Annotated in this window: 16 protein-coding genes and 1 pseudogene; 6 read left to right on the top strand and 11 right to left on the bottom strand. The window is 72.9% G+C overall.

Annotation, left to right across the window (positions count from 1 at the left end):
• The first annotated feature begins 86 nt into the window (after window positions 1-86).
• The 5 genes from bchO (at window position 87) to C4T42_RS21960 (ending at window position 5,522) form a co-directional block, all read left to right on the top strand.
• The gene (gene bchO / locus C4T42_RS21980) at window positions 87-995 is read left to right on the top strand and encodes an alpha/beta fold hydrolase BchO (protein WP_091926015.1); all 909 of its coding nucleotides are present in this window, start codon (window positions 87-89) and stop codon (window positions 993-995) included.
• 83 nt (window positions 996-1,078) lie between these two features.
• The gene (locus tag C4T42_RS21975; RefSeq protein WP_042672392.1) at window positions 1,079-1,864 is read left to right on the top strand and encodes a gamma-glutamyl-gamma-aminobutyrate hydrolase family protein; all 786 of its coding nucleotides are present in this window, start codon (window positions 1,079-1,081) and stop codon (window positions 1,862-1,864) included.
• A gap of 295 nt (window positions 1,865-2,159) precedes the next feature.
• Window positions 2,160-2,912, top strand: coding sequence for a guanitoxin biosynthesis heme-dependent pre-guanitoxin N-hydroxylase GntA (gene gntA / locus C4T42_RS21970; protein WP_103985878.1), 753 nt, complete (start codon window positions 2,160-2,162; stop codon window positions 2,910-2,912).
• A gap of 41 nt (window positions 2,913-2,953) precedes the next feature.
• A complete protein-coding gene (locus C4T42_RS21965) occupies window positions 2,954-3,565 on the top strand; it encodes an urea carboxylase-associated family protein (protein WP_103985877.1) in 612 nt (203 codons plus the stop codon).
• A 217-nt stretch (window positions 3,566-3,782) separates the two neighbouring features.
• Window positions 3,783-5,522 carry a methyl-accepting chemotaxis protein gene (locus C4T42_RS21960; protein ID WP_103985876.1) on the top strand — a complete coding sequence of 580 codons (1,740 nt, stop codon included), beginning with the start codon at window positions 3,783-3,785 and terminating at the stop codon, window positions 5,520-5,522.
• A 35-nt stretch (window positions 5,523-5,557) separates the two neighbouring features.
• On the opposite strand, the gene C4T42_RS21955 is transcribed toward C4T42_RS21960, so the two are convergent.
• The 4 genes from C4T42_RS21955 to C4T42_RS21940 all read right to left on the bottom strand — a co-directional run bounded on the left by C4T42_RS21955 (window position 5,558) and on the right by C4T42_RS21940 (window position 9,672).
• On the bottom strand, window positions 5,558-6,646 hold the full coding sequence (locus C4T42_RS21955; RefSeq protein WP_043713080.1) for a phytanoyl-CoA dioxygenase family protein: 1,089 nt from the start codon (window positions 6,644-6,646) through the stop codon (window positions 5,558-5,560).
• 150 nt (window positions 6,647-6,796) lie between these two features.
• Window positions 6,797-8,050 (bottom strand): cytochrome P450, encoded by a 1,254-nt coding sequence (locus C4T42_RS21950; protein ID WP_020095271.1) that lies wholly within the window; start codon window positions 8,048-8,050, stop codon window positions 6,797-6,799.
• A gap of 105 nt (window positions 8,051-8,155) precedes the next feature.
• On the bottom strand, window positions 8,156-9,427 hold the full coding sequence (locus tag C4T42_RS21945; protein ID WP_103985875.1) for an FAD-dependent oxidoreductase: 1,272 nt from the start codon (window positions 9,425-9,427) through the stop codon (window positions 8,156-8,158).
• Window positions 9,427-9,672 carry a ferredoxin gene (locus C4T42_RS21940; protein ID WP_020095273.1) on the bottom strand — a complete coding sequence of 82 codons (246 nt, stop codon included), beginning with the start codon at window positions 9,670-9,672 and terminating at the stop codon, window positions 9,427-9,429. Before C4T42_RS21940 ends, C4T42_RS21945 begins: the two co-directional genes overlap by 1 nt.
• Before the next feature lie 282 nt (window positions 9,673-9,954).
• Between C4T42_RS21940 and C4T42_RS21935 the strand changes: the two genes are divergently transcribed.
• The gene (locus C4T42_RS21935) at window positions 9,955-10,569 is read left to right on the top strand and encodes a hypothetical protein (RefSeq protein WP_091926024.1); all 615 of its coding nucleotides are present in this window, start codon (window positions 9,955-9,957) and stop codon (window positions 10,567-10,569) included.
• Here the strand turns inward: C4T42_RS21935 and C4T42_RS21930 are convergent.
• From C4T42_RS21930 to C4T42_RS21900, 7 genes and pseudogenes are all read right to left on the bottom strand, one after another.
• On the bottom strand, window positions 10,536-12,308 hold the full coding sequence (locus C4T42_RS21930) for a class I adenylate-forming enzyme family protein (protein ID WP_103985874.1): 1,773 nt from the start codon (window positions 12,306-12,308) through the stop codon (window positions 10,536-10,538). The genes C4T42_RS21935 and C4T42_RS21930 overlap by 34 nt on opposite strands.
• Window positions 12,305-13,075 (bottom strand): SDR family oxidoreductase, encoded by a 771-nt coding sequence (locus tag C4T42_RS21925; RefSeq protein WP_042669643.1) that lies wholly within the window; start codon window positions 13,073-13,075, stop codon window positions 12,305-12,307. Before C4T42_RS21925 ends, C4T42_RS21930 begins: the two co-directional genes overlap by 4 nt.
• Before the next feature lie 148 nt (window positions 13,076-13,223).
• Window positions 13,224-13,999 (bottom strand): annotated as a pseudogene (locus tag C4T42_RS21920) (SDR family NAD(P)-dependent oxidoreductase).
• A 2-nt stretch (window positions 14,000-14,001) separates the two neighbouring features.
• Window positions 14,002-15,060: a phosphotransferase family protein gene (locus tag C4T42_RS21915; protein ID WP_042669644.1), complete on the bottom strand. Its 1,059-nt coding sequence runs from the start codon at window positions 15,058-15,060 to the stop codon at window positions 14,002-14,004.
• Window positions 15,057-16,298 (bottom strand): acyl-CoA dehydrogenase family protein, encoded by a 1,242-nt coding sequence (locus C4T42_RS21910; RefSeq protein ID WP_103985873.1) that lies wholly within the window; start codon window positions 16,296-16,298, stop codon window positions 15,057-15,059. Before C4T42_RS21910 ends, C4T42_RS21915 begins: the two co-directional genes overlap by 4 nt.
• 297 nt (window positions 16,299-16,595) lie before the next feature.
• Complete coding sequence (locus tag C4T42_RS21905; protein ID WP_103985872.1) at window positions 16,596-18,101, bottom strand: ATP-binding cassette domain-containing protein; 1,506 nt, start codon at window positions 18,099-18,101, stop codon at window positions 16,596-16,598.
• The gene (locus C4T42_RS21900; RefSeq protein ID WP_020095280.1) at window positions 18,098-19,018 is read right to left on the bottom strand and encodes a branched-chain amino acid ABC transporter permease; all 921 of its coding nucleotides are present in this window, start codon (window positions 19,016-19,018) and stop codon (window positions 18,098-18,100) included. The genes C4T42_RS21905 and C4T42_RS21900 overlap by 4 nt, the downstream gene beginning before the upstream one ends.
• Window positions 19,019-19,049: the final 31 nt, after the last annotated feature.

Below are 19,049 nucleotides of genomic sequence, written 5' to 3'. Positions count from 1 at the left end.
TGTTACGAAATACTTCCGGCTATGAACGATAGCGCCGCCGTCGCCCCCGGATCGTCCGGCTATGCCGCAGTGCAGGATACGCGCGCATGCTGACCGGCTTCGATGCGGACCGGCCCGACTGGGCCGTGGAGGGCCGGGACTGGCCCCATCGGGAGGCCAGCCGCTTCGTGGAGGCGGCCGGCCTCCGCTGGCACGTCCAGGAATACGGGTCTCCGGACGCCCCGACGCTGCTGCTCCTGCACGGGACCGGGGCGGCCACGCATTCGTGGCGCGGGCTGGCGCCGCTCCTCGCGCGCGACTTCTCCGTGATCGCCCCGGACCTGCCGGGCCACGGCTTCACGGACCCGCTGCCCGACGCCGACCTGTCGCTGCCCGGCATGGCCCGGGCCGTGGCGGGCCTCGTTGCGGCACTCGGCCGGCCGCCGGTCCTGGCGGCCGGCCACTCGGCCGGCGCCGCCGTCCTCGCGCGGATGTGCCTCGACGGCGCCATCGCGCCCCGGCTGCTGGCGGCCTTCAACGGCGCTCTCGCGCCGCTGCCGGGGGCGGCGAACCTGCTGTTCCCCAGCATGGCGCGCCTCCTGTTCCTCAACCCCTTCACCCCCCGGATCTTCGCCTGGACGGCGGACCGGTCCGCGGCCAAGCGCCTGATCGAGGGGACCGGCTCGCGCCTCGACCCGGAGGGGGTCGACCTCTACCGGCGGCTCTTCGCCCGGGCCGGCCATGTCCGCGGGGCGCTGGGCATGATGGCGAACTGGGATCTCGCCGGGCTGCACCGGGCGCTGCCCGGCCTCGCCACCCGGACCCTGCTGATCGTCGGCGGCGACGACAAGGCCATCCTGCCGGACACCGCCTTCGCCCTGCGCGACCGCATGCCCGACGCCCGCGTCCGCCTGATCCGGGGGCTGGGCCACCTCGCCCACGAGGAGGCGCCGGAGCGCGTGGCCGAGGTGCTCCGCGCCGAGGCTTCGGACGCGGGCGTTCTGTCGCCGCCGTGAGCCGGACGGGACTGGCGCCGGCCTTGCGTGGGTCGTAGAGCCTGCCGCGGCGGGCAGGGCAGGATCGAGGAGCGGCCGGAACGATGGCGAGACCCGTGATCGGCGTCATCGGCAACGCGCGCCTGATCGACAGCCGCTTCCCGGCGCAGATCGTCGGCGAGAACAACATGCGGGCGGTCGCCGCGGTGGCCGGCGCCCTGCCGCTCATGTTCGCCGCCGTCCCGGCGGTCACCGACCTCGGCGACCTCCTCGACACCGTGGACGGCGTCCTGCTCACGGGGGGCCGCGCCAACGTCCATCCGGCGCGCTTCAACACGGAGCCCTGCGCGGCGCACGAGCCCTACGACGAGGATCGCGACGCCGTGGCGCTGCCCCTGATCGAGGCCTGCGTGGCGGGGGGCGTGCCGCTGTTCGGCATCTGCCGCGGCTTCCAGGAGATGAACGTCGCCTTCGGGGGCAGCCTGCACCCGGAGATCCGCGATCTGCCGGGCCGGCTCAACCACCGCATGCCGCGCCTCGCGAACGGCGAGATCCACCCGGACCTGGAATTGATCTTCGCCGACCGTCACGAGGTCCGGCTGACGCCCGGGGGCGCCTTCGCCCGCCTCCTGGAGCGCGAGACGATCCGAGTGAACTCCCTGCACGGCCAGGGCATCTTGGAGCCGGGCGGCCGGATCGTGATCGAGGGCCTCGCCGAGGATGACACGGTCGAGGCGATCCGCGTCCGCGACGCGGCGGGCTTCGCGCTGGGCGTCCAGTGGCACGCCGAGCACGATCCGGCGACCAACCCGATCAACCGCACGCTGTTCGAGGCCTTCGGGGCCGCGGCGGCGACGCGGCACCGGGCGCGGCGGGCCGGCCGGGGATGAGCCGCTCGCGCGCTGGGACGGCCCAGTGCAGAGGCCGCGCGCGGCAGCACAGCGCCGGCACACCGCCGACACCGGGAGTCTTTCCGGACTTAACCTATGTTTATTCGCTGGCGCTGATCCACGGAATATTGGCCACCCATCCGCACAGATCTTGGCCACACGCGGCCGGATTCACCTTATCCCCCGGACGACCTGTCGCAGGACGGAACAGTGGCCTCCCGTTGGTGTTCCCGGAGTCCCGAACAGCGGCCGCCTCGCGTGGAGGCCGGCCGCGCAGAGACCGGGCAGGCCCTGCATGCATCTCCCCCGCGACGACCGAGAGCACCCCCGTGCCGAGGCCTTCCGCGACTTCATCCGGAACCCGCCCTTCCCCTGCGTGGGCGCCAAGTCGGCCCTGTCCCGCGGGCGGATGCGGATCGTGGTGGCCCGGGACATCACCTCGGGCTGGGACGACATGCGGATCTACCCGGCGCTGCTCGCCTTCGTGGCGCAGTACCGCGCGCAGCCCGACCTGTTCCAGAGCTTCGCGGTCGTGTTCGAGGGGCCGAGCGACCTCTCGGAGGAGGCGTTCGAGCACAACCTCTGGGCGCGCGCGCAATCCCTGACCGACAAGGACGCCTGGCTCGGCCAGCCCCACGATGCCCGCGTGGCCGAGGATCCCGACAACCCGCACTTCTCCCTGAGCTTCGGCGGCGAGGCGTTCTTCGTCGTCGGGCTGCACCCGCAGGCGAGCCGGCCGGCGCGGCGCTTCTCGTCGCCGGTCCTGGTCTTCAACCTGCACGCGCAGTTCGAGCGGTTGCGGGCGGAGGGACGCTACGAGAAGCTGCGCGCCGCGATCCTGGAGCGCGACGAGGCCCTCGCCGGCAGCGTGAACCCGATGCTGGCGCGCCACGGCGAGGCCTCGGAGGCGCGCCAGTACAGCGGCCGCGCGGTCGACGCGGACTGGCGCTGCCCGATGAAGGGCCGGCCGGCACCGGCCCCGGAGGCCCGGGACTGGAACCCGCCGGCCCTGCCCTTCGATTGCGGGCTGCCGGGCAGCGGCGCCTGAGCCGGTCGGATCCGGTCCCCAGTACGGAGCGAGCCACCCCCATGTGCCAACCCACCCTGTGCCAGGCCGACGTGCAGACGATCGCGCCGCGCTCCGGCGTCGCCTTCACCCTCGACCGGGGCCAGCGCCTCACGGTGATCGACCCGTGCGGGGAGCAGGTGGCCGACCTCCTCGCCTTCAACCGCCACGATACGGGAGAGGTGATCTCGTCGGGCCGGACCCTCGACTACGCCAGCCGGATCTACCTCACCACCGGCGACCCGCTCTACTCGAACCGCTCGAAGATCCTGCTGCGGATCCTCGAGGATACGGTCGGCCGGCACGATTTCCTGCTGACGCCGTGCTCGGCCGACACGTTCCGCATCATCTACGGCGACGCGAACCCGCATCGCGGCTGCTTCGGCAACCTCGCGGCGGCGCTCGCACCCTACGGCATCGCGCCGGACGCGATCCCGGTGGCGTTCAACTGCTTCATGAACGTGCCGATCGACGGCGCGACCGGGGCGCTCTCCGTGGCGCCGCCCCTCAGCCGGGCGGGGGACCGGATCGTGTTCGTGGCCGAGACCGACCTGATCATCGGGCTCACCGCCTGCTCGGCCCTGCAGTCGAACAACGGCAGCTTCAAGCCGATCCACTACAGCGTGAGCGCCTAGCTGCGGGCCCTCAAAAGCCCCGGCCCGATCCCGATATTAATCCATGCAAAGCTGTAGACTGTACCGCATTCAATGACTTGACATCGATATTCGCCCACTGACTGCCGGCGAACGGCCGCAGGTCTTTGCGATTTACTAACCCGAATGCACGAGGTTGAGCCCGTACGGCGCCCACGGCGAGTCCCCGCCGGCCGCAGGCCCCTCTTCCGGTGCTCGGATGACCCCCACGCAGACCAGCCGCCCGCCCGCCGACCGTGCCGCGCCGTGGCAGCGCCTCGCCGATCTCCGGCTTCGCCACAAGCTCGCGGCCGTGATGGCCCTGGTGCTCCTGGCCATCGGCGCCCTCAGCGCCCTGAGCTTCCTCGACATGCGCGGCTCGGCGCTCGAGGACCGCGCGCTGATGACCAAGCGCTTGACCGAGGTCGCGCAGAGCCTGCTCGTCCACTACGAGGCGCAGGCCCGGACAGGCCAGATGCCCGTCGCCGACGCGCAGAAGGCCGCGCTCGCGGCGATCACCGCCCTGCGCTTCGGCAGCGAGGACTACTTCTTCGTCCTCGACGACCGGGGCTACCTGATCGCCAACGCCTTCAACGCCAAGAACGTCGGCAAGCAGGTGGTGGACCAGACCGACGTCCCCGGCGGCAAGCGCTACTTCGCCGAGATGGTCGAGACCGCCAAGCGCGACGGCTCCGGCTTCGTCGACTACATGAAGCCGCGCCCCGGCGGCTCCGTGCCGGTGGAGAAGGTCGCGAGCGTGCAGATGTTCAAGCCGTGGGGCTGGATCGTCGCCACCGGCCTGTACCGGGACGACGTCCACGCGGCCGTGCGCGACCGCGCGATCACCATCGGCCTCTGGTCCGCCGGCCTCGCCCTGCCGATCCTGGCGCTGCTCCTGCTCGTGGGCAACGGCCTGTCGCGCCCGATCACCCGCCTGACCGCGGCGATGCGCGGCCTCGCGGACGGCGACCTCGCGGTGACGGTCGCCGACCAGCGCCGCGGCGACGAGGTCGGCGCCATGGCGCGCGCCGTCCAGGTGTTCAAGGACGCCCTGATCGCCAAGCGCGCCGCCGACGCGGCCGCCTTCGCGGAGAACGACGCGAAGATGCGCCGCGCCCAGATGCTCGACACGGTCACCGCCCGGTTCGACGCGCAGGTCAGCGCGCTGACGCAGGGCCTGTCGGCGGCAGCGGTGGAGATGGAGGCCACGGCCCGGGAGATGACGCGCACCGCCGCGCGGACCACCGACCAGTCGGTGCGCGTCGCCGCGACCTCCGAGCAGACCTCCAGCAACGTGCAGACCGTGGCGGCGGCCAGCGAGGAGATGGCCGCCTCGATCAACGAGATCGCGTCCCGCGTCGCCCAGTCTTCCGCGATGGCCGACCGGGCCGGCACGGACGTGGCCCAGACCAACGCCCTGATGCAGGTGCTCGCCCGCGGCACGGACCAGATCAGCGAGGTGATGGGCCTGATCGCCGGGATCGCCGGGCAGACCAACCTGCTGGCCCTCAACGCCACCATCGAGGCCGCGCGCGCCGGCGAGGCCGGCAAGGGCTTCGCCGTGGTGGCGGGCGAGGTGAAGGCGCTGGCCTCGCAGACGGCCCGGGCGACCGAGACCATCGCGACGCAGATCGCCGCCATCCAGAACGAGACCCGCCAGGCGGTCGAGTCGATGCGGACGATCGGCGGCACGATCGACGAGATGCGCACGGTGGCGCTCAGCGTGGCCGCCGCCATGGAGGAGCAGGGCGCGGCGACGAGCGAGATCGTCCGCAACGTCACCCAGGCGGCGCAGGGCACCCAGGCGGTGAGCACCGACATCGCCGACGTCCGGCAGGCGGCCCGCGAGACCGGCGCGGCCTCCGACCAGGTGCTCAGCGCCGCGCAGGAGCTGGCCCGCTACTCGACGAGCCTCGGCCAGGAGGTCACGACCTTCCTGGCCGCCGTGAAGGCCGCCTGAGGGCGGGGTCGCCGGACCGCCCGGCGACCCCGCCCTTACAGGCTGATCCGCTCGCGCACCGCGATGTCGGGGCTCGACGCGCCGCAGGTCGGCAGGCTCTCGACGGGGCCGTGCACCGCCGACGTCGTCGCCGAGAGGTCGTGGTAGCAGATGCAGCCTTCCGCGAAGTAGTGGTGCACCAGGGCCTTGCGGGAGCGCTGCATGTCGGCCCGCGCGGAACCGCCGTGCAGCAGGTTCGCGTGCCAGAACAGCACGTCGCCCTTGCGCGCCGTGAAGTAGGCCGGCGTCGCCCCGTGCTCCCGGATCTCCTGCTTGATCGCCGGTTCGTAGCGCTCGGAATAGGCACCGTAGCCGCGCTCGCGGAACTCGTCCGTGGTGATGCCGACGTCGTGGCTGAACAGGTACGGCAGGCGGTGGGTGCCGGGATAGTAGACCAGCGGCCCCGCATCCGCGTGGATGTCCTCCATGGCGACCCAGCAGGCGGCCAGGTAGCCGAGCGGGTAGGTCGTCATGTGGATCGAGTCCGAGTGCTCGGATTGCTGGCTGCCCTTGTGGGACGCGATGGTCTGGAACGGGATCGCGGGGCGGCCCAGCACCATGCTGCTGAAGTTCATCAGCACGGGGTGCTTCAGCAGCCGGTCGATCGCCTCGACCTTCAGGTGCGGGTTGAGGTAGCGGCCCGGATGGGGATCGTCCGGCGCCGCCTTCTCGGGGGCGAGGGTCAGGTCGCCGCCGGCGATCGCGGCCTCGTAGGCGGCCCAGACCTCGTCGATCGTGTCGGGATCGATCGCGCCGCGCAGGACGTAGTAGCCGTGCTCCACCCAGGACCGGCAGATCTCGGCCTGCCGGGGCGTGATCTCCCGGCGCGCGACGCGGCGCGCGACGATGTCGAGGGCGTCGGGCTGATCGAGCCAGGGGCTCGGCCCGGATTCCGGGAAGCTCTCGGCCCGGAACACCTTGATGCAGCCGATATCGACCGGAATGTCGGCGTCGACCGTGTGGGACGGCGCGGGCGGCAGGTGGGGCGCGAGGGGCGGGACGTCGTCGCGCCCGAGGGCGAGGTTGCGCACCGTGGTCCCCACCGTGCGCGCCAGCGATGCAGCGCGCGCAAACCCCTGAGCCATCGTCTCAACCCGCCGGTTCCGTCTCCAGCGTAACCAGGCCGGACGATCGCGACTTTAGCGAGGCAAACAACTTTACGGCGACGGACTTTCGTCTTCGTCGCGTCGGCGGTCTCATCGATGCTCGGGTTGGCCGTCCGGTCCGCCCGCGGCTCAGGCGATCCCGTCGATCGCCACCCGCAGGTGCTCCGGGCCGCGCAGGGCGGCGCCCGGCCGGTAGGGTGGCGGGTCCTCGACCAGGCGCGGCGCCTTCAGCCGGCGGGCGAGGGCGGTGAGCGCCGCCTCGGCCTCGAACCGGGCCAGCGGCGCGCCCACGCAGTAGTGCAGGCCGCCGCCGAAGCCGAGATGGCGGATCCCGCTGCGGTCCGGGTCGAACCGATCGGGATCGGGGAAGACGGCCGCGTCGCGGTTGCCGGAGGCCAGCAGCAGCACGAGATCGGCCCCCTCGGGGATCGTGACCCCGGCGATGTCGATGGGCGACAGCGTCCGCCGCGTCCGGAACTGCACCGGCGGCTCGTAGCGGAGCAGTTCCTCGATCAGCCGCGGGGCCCGGAGCGGGTCCTGACGCAGGCGCTCCAGCTCGTCCGGATGCCGCAGCAGGGTCAGCAGGCCGTTGGTGATCAGGTTCACGGTGGTCTCGTGCCCGGCGACCAGCATCAGGATCGAGGTGGCGATCAGGTCGTAATCGCCCATCTTCACGCCGGCCGGGGTGGCGTGGTTGGCGAGGCCCGACAGCATGTCGTCCTGCGGGTGCCTGCGCTTCTCCCTGATCAGGTCGCCCATGTAGCCGCCGATCGCGTCGAAGGTCCGGCTGTTCGCGGCGCGGATCTCGGGGTCGGACAGGCTGTCGGGCTCCAGCGCGGTGGCGAGCTGCGTCGCCCAGCCGTGGAATTTCGGCTCGTCCTCTCGGGGCACGCCGAACAGCTCGCAGATCACCGTCACGGGCAGCGGGTAGGCGAGGTCGTCGACTGCGTCGATCTCCCGGGCACCGCACTTCTCGTTGAGCAGGTCGGCCACCAGCCGGTCGGAGCGGGCGCGCATCGCCTGGACGCGCTCGCGGGAGAACTGGTGCATCACCGCCGAGCGCAGGGCGTCGTGGTCCGGCGGGTCGCGGAAGATGAAGACCCGGTGCCGGTCCATCATCCAGTCCTTGAGCGGCTTGACGATCAGGTCGGTGAGGGGATTGCCGGTGCGCGGCCGGTCGGCCGGGGGCAGGGTCTCGGAGCTGACCCGCGGGTCCTGCAGCAGGCGCGCGATGGTGCCGTGGGTCGCCGCCACCCAGGTGCCCGCCTCGGTGCCGTCGTCCTGGCGCGAGACGGGATTCTCCCGCAGCTTCGCGTAGACCGGGTAGGGGTTCGGCCGGTTGGCGAAGTCCTTGACTTGGTCGAGGAGGGTGGCGTCGGGCATGCGGTCTCCTTCACGCATCGACCCGGATGGCGGCCACCGGCCCTCGGGAAAGATGCTGCAACGACAAAGGCTTCGCCCGATGGGCCGGTTCCGTTTCCCGACGCGTTACGGAAAGCCCGGCTCGTGGACCGTGACGCGCTTCGGCCGGTCGGTCGCGGCGTCCTCGGGCGGGAACGGCGCGCGAGCCTCCACGAGCTCGGCATGGGCCGGCAGCCAGCGGGCGGAATCCACCGCGACCGCCGCGATGCAGCGCCCGTCGCGGCCGTAGGTGGCGACGAAGCGGCCGGCCGCCGGATCGCCCTGTGTGATCGCCACCGCGTCGGCGCCCTCGGTCAGGCCGACGGATTTCACCACGAGGTCGCCCTGCGTCGACCAGAAGGTCGGCAGGGCGCCGTAAGGGACTTCAGGCTCCGCGCCGGCGAGCAGACGGCCGGCATGGACGCCCTGCGCCACCGCGTGGCTCCAGTGCTCCAGGGCGACGCGCCGGCCGTCGTAGAGGGGGTGGGGAAAGCGCGCCACGTCGCCGGCGGCGGCGATGTGCGGGTCGGGCCGGCCCTCGGTATCGAGGACGTGGCCGCGCGCGTCGCAATCGACCCCGCCCGGATCCGCCGACAGGCCGGACCCGTCGAGCCACTCGGTGTTGCGCACGGCCCCCAGGGCGATGACGGCGACGTCGGCCGCGAGGCTGCTGCCGTCGACCAAGTGGGCGCGCACCAGCCGGCCGTCCCGACCCTCCAGCCACTCGACCTCGCGGCCGCAGCGCAGCGCGACCCCGTGGCCCTCGTGGATCGCGCCAATGAACGCCCCGACGGTGCTGCCGAGGATGCGGGCCAGCGGCGTCAGGCCGGGCTCGACCAGGGTGACAGGGAGGTCGAGCTGCCGGCACAGGCTCGCGACCTCGCAGCCGATGAAGCCGGCGCCGATCACCAGCACGTGGTCGGGGCCGGCGGCCAGCGCCCGCCGCAGGGCGGCGGCGTCGTCCCGCCCGCGCAGGGTGAAGACGCCGGCGAGGCGGCCCTCGTGCGGGTTCGCCCAGGGCCGGGCGCGGGTGCCGGTGGCGATGAGCAGGCGGTCGTAGGGGAGGATCCGCCCGTCCGCGAGGCCGACCGTGCGCGCCTGCCGGTCGAGGCGCCGCGCCGCGCTGCCGAGCTGCCACTCCGCCGCGAGGGCGCCGACCCCCGGCAGGGTCGTGGCATCCGCGGGGATCGCGCCGGTGAGGACGTGCTTCGAGAGCGGCGGCCGGTCGTAGGGCCGGTGCGGCTCGTCGCCGACGATCGTCAGCGGGCCGGAGAAGCCCGCTTCGCGCAGGGCCTCGGCCCCGCGCAGGGCCGCGAGGCCGGCGCCGACGATCAGGACGCGCTCGGAATCGCGCGCCATCAGGCGCCCCGCTCCGGATCCTCGACCCGGATCGCCTGGACCGGGCAGGCGACGCGCGCCCGCTCGATGTCGTCCCTGTCCCGCGCGGCGGGGGCGGGATCGTAGAACAGGGCCTCGTGCCCCTCGATGCGGAAGTGCCGCGGCGCCGCGTAGCAGCACTGGGCATAGGCCTGGCACAGGTTGAGATCGACGCTCACCCGCAGGCCGGGCGGGGGGCCGGAGGACGCATCGGCAGGGGCGGACATGGCGGGGCAACCGCGCGCGGCGCCGCGGGTTCCGCGGGCTCTCGTCGCGGGGCACGTCGCGGGGGACGTCGCGGGGGACGGCGCTGGGCACGTCGCGCGCCGTACCCCGCGACCGGTCGTCGGACGGCTCGGCCGCGTCCGGCGCCGAGCGTCATCCGTATTAAACGTGTTTCGGCGATCCTGGTGGAAATGCAGCGACGCGATTCCCCTGCGCAGCGGTTCGATCTATTGTCGCGCTGCTCCGCGGATCTGTCCGAAACCCCGCGATGACAGGAGGGCGCCATGCCGCACGGTGCGCGAACGAGCCTCGCCGCCCTCATGCTGGTCCTCGGGATCGGCGGCGCCTCCGCCGAATCCGTCGCCACGACATGGACGGATCCGCCGGCCCACAAGGCCGGGTCCCCGAAGGCGCCGGCCACGGACACGAAGGCCGCCCCGCCGGCACCGTCCGCCGCGACTCCAACCGGGACGCCGGCCGCCGCGACCGAGACACGGCCGGCCACCGCCCGGCGGAAGGCCGTGGCGGTGCGGCGCGCGCCGGAGCGGAAGGCCGCGCGCGCGGCGGTGGCGCCCAAGCGGATCGCCGCCGCGCCGCGCCGGGCCCGCGTCGCCGCCGCGCCGGCCCGGTCTGTCCGGGCCGCCCCGCAGGCCGTCGCCGCCGCGCCGCCGCCCCCGGAGGGCTACGCCCGCTACCGGGCCTACAATTACGGGCCGGGCTACGGCTACGAGCCGGGTTACGCCCAGGGCTACACCCAGGGCTACACCGACGACCGCCTCGACCGCCTGAGCAGCGCCCAGGCCGCCGGCTACGTCGTGGTCCACCGCCGGACGGTGCAGTTCCCCGACGGCCGGACCCTGCGGGTCTATCGCCCGGACGACGAGGGCGAGCCGTTCTGAGCTGAGCCCGCCGCGAACACCGCCCGCAGGGGCGCCCGCAGGATCTTCCCGGCGGGATTGCGGGGCAGGAGCCCGTCCCAGATCTCGATCCGCACCGGCACCTTGAACGCCGCGAGCCGCTCGGCCGCGAAGGCGCGGATCGCCTCCGGGTCGGTCTCGGCGCCCTCGGCCAGCACCACGATGGCGCCGGGCTCCTCGCCCAGCGTCGGGTGGGGCACCGGCAGCACCACGGCGTCGATCACGTCCGGGTGCGCGTAAAGGGCGTTCTCGACCTCGCAGCAGTAGATGTTCTCGCCGCCGCGGATCAGCATGTCCTTGATCCGGTCGACGATGGTCAGGAAGCCCTCCTCGTCGGCGCGGGCGAGGTCGCCGGTGCGCAGCCAGCCCTCGGAGAGGACCTCCGCGGTGGCGGCCGGGTCGTCCCAGTAGCCGCGGACCACGTTCGGGCCCTTCACGCACAGCTCGCCGACGCTGCCCGGCGGCAGATCCTGCCCGAGGGGATCGAGGATCCGCACCTCGCAGACCGGCAGGGGCGGTCCGCAGGATTCCGGGTGGGCGAGGTAATCCTCGCCCTGGTGGTGGGTGAAGGTCGCCGAGGTCTCGGTCATGCCCCAGCCGGTGCCCGGGACGACCCGCGGCAGGGCCTCGCCCAGCGCCCGCACGAGGTCGCCGGCGGCCGGGGCGCCGCCGTAGGTGACGCCCTCGAGGGTCGGCAGCGGCCGGCCGGCCTCCCGGGCCGCGCTGGCGAGCTGCCACGCGATGGTCGGCACGCCGCCCGCGCTGGTGCAGCCCTCCCGCTCGATCAGGTCGAGGGCCGCGGCGGCGTCCCAGCGGTGCATCATCACCAGCCGGTGGCCGCCGTAGAGGGCCGCCCCCAGGCTCGCGTGGCAGCCGGTGACGTGGAACAGCGGGATTACCAGCAGCGCCGCCCGCTGCGGCGCGGCCGGGTCGGGCTTCGGCGGCGCCTCGCCCCGGCGCAGGGCGCTGCGCGCCGCCGAGTAGGGGTAGGCCATCACCGTGGTAGCGGCCGCCCGGTGGGTGCCGACCGCGCCCTTCGGCTTGCCGGTGGTGCCGGAGGTGTAGAACAGGGTCGCGTCGTCCTCCGGGTCGAGGGCGACGTCCGGCGTGGGCAGGTCGGGGAGGGCGCCCCAGTCGTGGACCCGGCCGACGATGTCGGTGAGCGGCGTCGCCCGGAGGTCCGGCGCGGTCCGGGTGGTGAGGACCCGCTCCAGGGCCGGGCATTCGCGCAGGTGCGGGGCGATCCGGTCGAAGCGCTCGCCGTCGGCGATCAGCACCCGCGCCCCGGAATGCTGCAGGCCGTAGGCGAGTTCGGGCCCGGTCCACCACGCGTTGAGCGGCGTGGCGATGGCGCCGGCGAGCAGCGCGCCGAAATAGCTCACCGGCCATTCGGGCAGGTTGCGCTGCGCGATGGCGACCCGGTCGCCCTTGCGCACGCCGGCCTCGACCAGAGCCCGCGCCAGGGCGGTGGCGGCGCGGGCGAAGCCCGTGAAGGTCACGCGCTCGTCCTGGTAGACCACGAAGGTCTTGTCCCCGTGCCCCCGGGCGATCCGGAACAGGTCGCCCAGCGTCGGCGGTGCCTTCTCCCAGATCCGGGTCGGCACACCCCGGATCGGCACCGTGGCGATGGCGAAGGGCCCACCTGAGGCGGTGAGCCGCGCCTCGGCCTCGCGGAACGTCAGGGCCGGCCAGCCGGCGGGGATGCGGGGATCGGGGCTCATCGGGCGATGGTCACGCCGCCATCGATCACGAGCGCTTGGCCGGTCACGAACCGGCCGGCCGCCGAGGCCAGGAACACGGCCGCGCCCGCGATCTCGTCGGGCTCGCCGATCCGGCGGAGCGGCGCGGCGTCCGTGGTGGCGGCGAGCATCTCGGGATCCTCCCACAGGGCCCGGGCGAAATCGGTGCGGATCAGCCCCGGGCACAGGCAGTTCACCCGCACGTTGGCGGGCCCGTACTCCACCGCGTAGTTGCGGGCGAGCTGGAGGTCGGCGGCCTTCGAGACGTTGTAGGCGCCGATCACCGGCGAGCCCTTGAGCGCCCCGATCGAGGAGACGATCACGATCGCGCCGTCCCGCCGCACCACCATGCCGGGGGCGACCATCTGGATCAGCCAGTGGTTCGACAGGACGTTGTTCTCGAGGATTTTTCGGAACTGCGCGTCGGAGATGCCGGCGAGCGGCCCGTAATAGGGATTGCTGGCGGCGTTGCAGACCAGCACGTCAACCGGGCCGAGCCGGCTCTCGGTCTCGGCCACGAGGGATTCCAGCTCCGCCTTCACCGAGATGCTGGCCGGAATCGCCACGGCGCGGCCGGCGCCGTGCGCGGCCTCGATCTCGGCCACGACCGCCTCGCAGGCCTCGCGCTTGCGCGACGAGATCACCACCCGGGCGCCGTGCTCGGCCATCCGCAGGGCGATCGCCCGTCCGATGCCCCGCGACGAGCCGGTGATGAGGGCGGTCTTGCCGGTCAGATCGAACAGCGACATGGCACGGCTCCGCGCTGGATGAAGCGGCGAACGGCTTCGATCCTCGTTCCACAGGATAGGAAGGTCGCGACGCGCCCCCTCTCCCGTGCGGGAGAGGGCACCCGCGCCGCATCCGGCCGCGGACGCTGTCGCCGGACGCCGCCCATCCTCACGCCCCCACCCGCATCGAGCGGCGCAGTCGCGCCATGCCGGTGAGCCAGCGCTCGGGGTCCTCGGCCCGGCGGCGGGCGTACTCGGCCACCTGCGGATGCGGTAGGATCAGGAAACGCCCCGCCGCCAGCCCGTCGAACGCGGCCTCGGCCACGGCCTCCGGCGCCAGCACGCCGTCGCGCGACGCGGCGCTGGCTTCCCCCAGCATGGCGGTGTCGACGCCCTGCGGGCACAGGGCCGCGACCCGGATCCCGTCCTCGGCGTGGGCGATCGCGAGATGCTCCAGGAAGGCGAGCGCCGCGTGCTTCGTCGCCCCGTAGGTGGCGCTGCCGATCTGGCTCAAGAGCCCGGCCGCCGAGACCGTTCCGAGGAACGCGCCATCGCCGCGGGCGCGCCAGAGCGGGACCAGCACCCGCGCGGCGTGGACGTGACCCATCACGTTCACCGCGAAGGCGCGCGCCCAGCTCTCCGGGTCGGCGGAGGTGGCCAGATCCGGATCGGGGTCGCGCTCCAAATGCCCGCGTTGGAACAGTAGAGCGCGATCGGCCCGGTCTCGGCCTCGATGCGCGCCAGGATCGCACTGACCGCTTCGGCGTCGCCCACGTCGAGCGCGAAGGCCCGCCCGCCGAGTTCCGCCGCCACGGCCTGCGCCCCGGCCCCGTCCCGGTCGAGGGCCACGACCGTCGCGCCCCGGGCCCTGGCCGCGACCGCGAGCGCCCGGCCGATGCCCCTCGCGGCCCCGGTGACGGCGGCGACGCGGCCGGACAGCTCCATCTTCAGGCCCCCGCCCGTTCGGCGAAGCGCCAGGCCGCTTCGGCGAGCTTCGGCACGCGCGCCGCCATGGCGGCGGCGTGCTCGCTCGCGGCATTGCCGGCCTTGGCGCGGGCCGCCACGCCCTGGAGGATGCCGACCAGCCGGAACAGGTTGTAGGCGAAGTACCAGTCGAGGTCGGGCAGGTTTTTCCGGTTCGCAGCCCGGCAGTAGAGCGCCACCGCCTCGTCCCGGGTGGGGATGCCCAGAGCCGTCAGGTCGAGGCCGCCGAGCCCGCTGCGCCCGTCGGCCGGCAGTGCCCACTGCATCAGCAGGTAGCTGAAATCGGCCAGCGGATCGCCGAGGGTCGACAGCTCCCAGTCGAGCACCGCGCTGACGCCGCCGTCGCGGGAGAAGATCAGGTTGTCGAGACGGTAATCGCCGTGGACCACGCAGGCGCCCTGCTGCTCCGGCACCGTCCGGGGCAGCCACGCGATCAGTCGCTCGACATCCTCCAGGCGCCCGTCCTCGGCGGCGCGGTACTGGCGGGTCCAGCGGTCGACCTGCCGGGCGAAGTAGTTGCCGGGCCGGCCGTAATCGGAGAGCCCCGCAGCCTCCGGGTCGATGGCGTGGAGCCGAGCGAGCGTCGCGATCATGCCGGCATAGTGCCGGTGGCGGGCGTGGGGATCGAGGCCGGGCAACGCCCCGTCCCAGTGCACGGCGCCGTCCACCGCCTCCATCACGTAGAAGGCAGCGCCGATGATGTCGGGATCCTCGCACAGCGCGAAGGGGCGCGGCACCGGGAACCCCTCGCCGTAGAGGGCGCCGATCACCCGGAACTCGCGCTCCACCGCGTGGGCCGAGGGCAGGAGCGGGCCGAAGGGCTTGCGCCGCAGCACGTAGGCCTGGCCCGGCGTGTCGAGCCGGTAGGTCGGGTTCGACTGGCCACCGCGGAACTGCTGCACGGTGAGCGGTCCGGCGTAGCCGCGCACATGCGCTTCCATCCAGGCGGCGAGCCGCGCCTCGTCGATCCGGTGGCGCGGCTCGATCGGCTTCACGCCGGAGAAGATGTCGGCGTCGCTCATGCGCGCTCCGCCTCGCTTCTGTTGGTGTAGCGCCCGAATTCCAGCCGGGCGATCGACCGGTTGTGCACCTCGTCCGGCCCGTCGGCGAGCCGCAGGGTGCGGATATGGGCGTACATCCTGGCGAGCCCGAAATCCTCCGAGACGCCGGCCCCGCCATGGGCCTGGATGGCGTCGTCGATCACCTTCAGCGCCACCCGGGGCGCCGCCACCTTGATCATGGCGATCTCGAGCTTGGCGCCCTTGTTGCCGACCTTGTCCATCATGTCGGCCGCCTTCAGGCAGAGGAGGCGGGTCATCTCGATGTCGATCCGCGCCTCCGCGACCCGCTGCTCCCAGACCGACTGCTCGCTGATCCGCTTGCCGAAGGCGACCCGGGAGACGAGACGGCGCGCCATGGCCTCCAGCGCGACCTCGGCGGCCCCGATGGTGCGCATGCAGTGGTGGATGCGGCCCGGACCCAGGCGCCCCTGCGCGATCTCGAAGCCGCGCCCCTCGCCGAGGATCAGGTTCCCGGCCGGGACCCGGACCTCCTCCAGCACCACCTCGCCGTGGCCCTTGGGGGCGTCCTCGTAGCCGAAGACCGGGAGCAGGCGCTCGACGCGAACCCCGGGCGTGTCCATGGGAACGAGGATCTGCGATTGCTGGCGGTGACGCGGGGCCTCCGGGTCGGTCTTGCCCATCAGGATCGCGATCTTGCAGCGCGGGTCGCCGACGCCGGTCGACCACCATTTGCGGCCGTCGACGACGTAGTGGTCGCCGTCTCGGCGGATCGACGTGCTGATGTTGGTGGCGTCCGAGGAGGCGACCTCCGGCTCGGTCATCAGGAAGGCCGAGCGGATCTCACCCGCCATCAGGGGCTTCAGCCACCGGTCCTTCTGGGCCGCGGTGCCGTAGCGGTGCAGCACCTCCATGTTGCCGGTGTCGGGCGCCGCGCAGTTGAACACCTCCGAGGCGATCCCGACCCGGCCCATCTCTTCGGCGCACAGCGCGTAGTCGAGGTTGGTCAGGCCGGCGCCGCGATAGGCGTCGGTGTCGTGCTCGGCGGAGGGCGGCAGGAACAGGTTCCACAGGCCCTCGGCACGTGCCTTCTCCTTCAGCCGCTCCATCGTGGGGGAGGGTTCGCGGCTCTGCGCGCGCTCGGCCGCCACCGCGGCGGCGGCCGGCAGGATCGCGTTGGCGATGAAGGCGCGCACGCGGGTCAGCCAGTGGGTCTGGGATTGGGAGAGGGTGAAGTCCACTTTGTCCGCTCCCTAGGGTTTCTCTGCCGGGCGAGCGCACCGAGCTTGCGTGCGCGGGCTGCCCGCCTTCCCATTGCCTTCACCCACGGCGCGACGCGCCCCCTCTCCCGTGCGGGAGAGGGTTGGGGTGAGGGACGAGAAGCCACAGGATCGAGCCCGCCCTTGTCGCGCAGTCAGGTCGAGCCCTCTCTGGACAGACCTGATCCCTCACCCTGTCCCTCTCCCGCACGGGAGAGGGGACCCGCGCTCCGACCCGAATCGAACGTGGCGCTCGATCGACCCACATCACGCCGCCGCTCACAGATAGGCCGATCCCATCTCGCTGGCGAAGCGCTGCGGCGGGCCTTCCCAGACGATCCGCGCCTGTTCCAGCACGTAGACCCGGTCGGCGTGGGGGAGTGCGAAGGTGACGTTCTGCTCGCCGAGCAGCACCGTGATCGGCGTGGTCTGCCGCAGCTTCTCCAGCGCCTTCGACAGCAGCTCCAGGATCACCGGGGCGAGGCCGAGCGTCGGCTCGTCGAGGATCAGGAGGCGCGGGCGCATCATCAGCGCCCGGGCGATGGTCAGCATCTGCTGCTCGCCGCCCGACAGGGTGCGGGCGCTCTGCGACTCGCGGTCCTTGAGGATCGGGAACAGCTCGTAGAGCCAGTCGCGCTGCCTGGCGCTCTCGGCCTTCGGGAAATGCTGGCCGCCGAGGTCGAGATTCTCGCGCACGCTGAGGTCGCCGAACAGCTCCCGGGTCTCGGGCACCTGGACGATGCCGGCCCGGGCGATGGCGGCGGGCTTCATCCGGGAGAGATCCCGGCCGTCGAACCGGATCGTGCCCGTGTGCGGCACGAGGCCCGAGATGGCGTTGAACAGCGTGGTCTTGCCGGCGCCGTTCAGGCCGACCACCGAGACGAACTCACCCTCGTGGACGTGGATCGAGGCGGCGCGCAGGGCCTGCGCCTTGCCGTAGAGCACGTCGACGCCCTCGACGGTGAGCAGCGAGTCGGGCTTGAACGCCGCCTCGGGCCGGGCCGCCGTCTCGATGCTGCCGCCGAGATAGACCCGGCGCACGGTCGGGTCGGCCATCACCGACTCGGCCGAGCCCTCGGCGATGCGCTCGCCGAGATACATCGCGAACACCCGGTCGACGATGGCCGCGACGCTCTTCACGTTGTGGTCGACGAGGAGCACGGCCTTGCCCTCGTCGCGGAAGCCGCGGATCAGCTCGGAGAAGGCCGCGACCTCGCCGCCGGTCAGGCCCGCGAAGGGCTCGTCGACCAGCACCACCCGGGGGTCGCGGGCGATGGCCTTGGCGAGCTCCAGCCGGCGGAGATCCGCGAAGGGAAGGGTGCCGGGGCGCCGGTCGACGACCGCGCCGAGGCCGACGCGCTCGGCGATCTCCCTCGCGCGCCGCGCCACGTGGGGATCGGCCGCCAGCCGGATCAGGCTGTCGGGCAGGAGCGCGAGGCTGATATTCTCCAGCACGGTCTGCCGCTGGAGCGGCCGCGCGTGCTGGAACACGAGGCCGATCCCGGAGCGGGCGACCCGGTGGGCCGGCATGCCGCCGATCTCCGTGCCGTCGAGGCGGATCGAGCCGGCGCTCGGCCGCTCCAGCCCCATGATCAGCTTCATCACGGTGGACTTGCCCGAGCCGTTGGGGCCGATCAGCCCGAGGATCTCGCCCGGGCGCAGGTCGAGGTCGATGTTCTTGACGGCGACGAGGCCGCCGTAGCGCTTGGTCAGGCCGCGCACGGAGAGGCAGGGCTCGGCCAGGACGGGGGACACGGTCGGCGGGGGCGCGACGGCGACGGTCATCGGGCTCTCCGGAGCGATCCGAGGCCGAGCAGCCCCGAGGGCACGAACAGGATCACCAGCAGCGCCACCGCCGAGACCACGAAGGTCGAGAGCCCGCCGAGCGGCCGCAGCAGCTCGCCCGCCGCGATCAGGAACACGGCGCCGAGCGCCGCGCCCACGATGGTGCGCCGTCCGCCGAGCACCGCCGCGATGATCACCTGCACGCCCACCGACGTGTTGATCAGCGTGCCGACCGAGGCGGTGCCCATGTAGAAGACCACCAGCCCGCCCGCGAGGCCCGAGAAGGCGGCGCTGACCGCGAAGGCCGCGAGCTTGTGCTTGGCGACGTTGAAGCCGAGCGCCCCGGTCACCACCGGGTCCTGGCCGGCGGCCTGGAGGATCAGCCCGGCGGGCGAGCGGGCGATGGCGGTGAGGATCAGGCCCGAGACCGCCATGAAGCCCAGCGCCAGCCAGTAATTGGTGTCGGCGTCGATCGAGATGACGTCGGGCACGGTCAGGCCGATCTCGCCGCCGGTGAGGCCGGAGAAGACCACGATCATGTTCTGCAGGAGCAGGACCGCCACCAGGGTGATCAGCCCGAAATAGGGGCCGCGGACCTTCAGCGCCGGCAGCGCCAGGGCAAGGCCGCCGACCACGGCGAGTACGGTCCCGGCCGCGAGGCAGTAGGGGATCGGCAGTTCGTAGCGGTTGTTGAGGATGCCGGCGCCGTAGGCCCCGAGGCCGATCAGGAAGGTCGGTCCGAAATTCACCTCGCCGGCGAAGCCGAAGAGCAGGTCCCAGGCCATGGAGAACACGCCGAAATAGTAGGCGATGGTCAGGAGGCCGAGGATGTAGCCGGAGACCCACCAGGGCAGGGTGGCGGCGGCCAGGACGGCGAGGATCGCGATCCAGAAGCCGGGGGTGGTGAGGAGCTTCATGGATTGGCCTCGCACACGGCAGCGATCCGGC

This window comes from Methylobacterium sp. 190mf (assembly GCF_900107945.1).
GTDB lineage: Bacteria > Pseudomonadota > Alphaproteobacteria > Rhizobiales > Beijerinckiaceae > Methylobacterium.
Note: the sequence above shows the minus strand (reverse complement) of the source record. Positions and strands in the feature narration are given on the sequence as shown.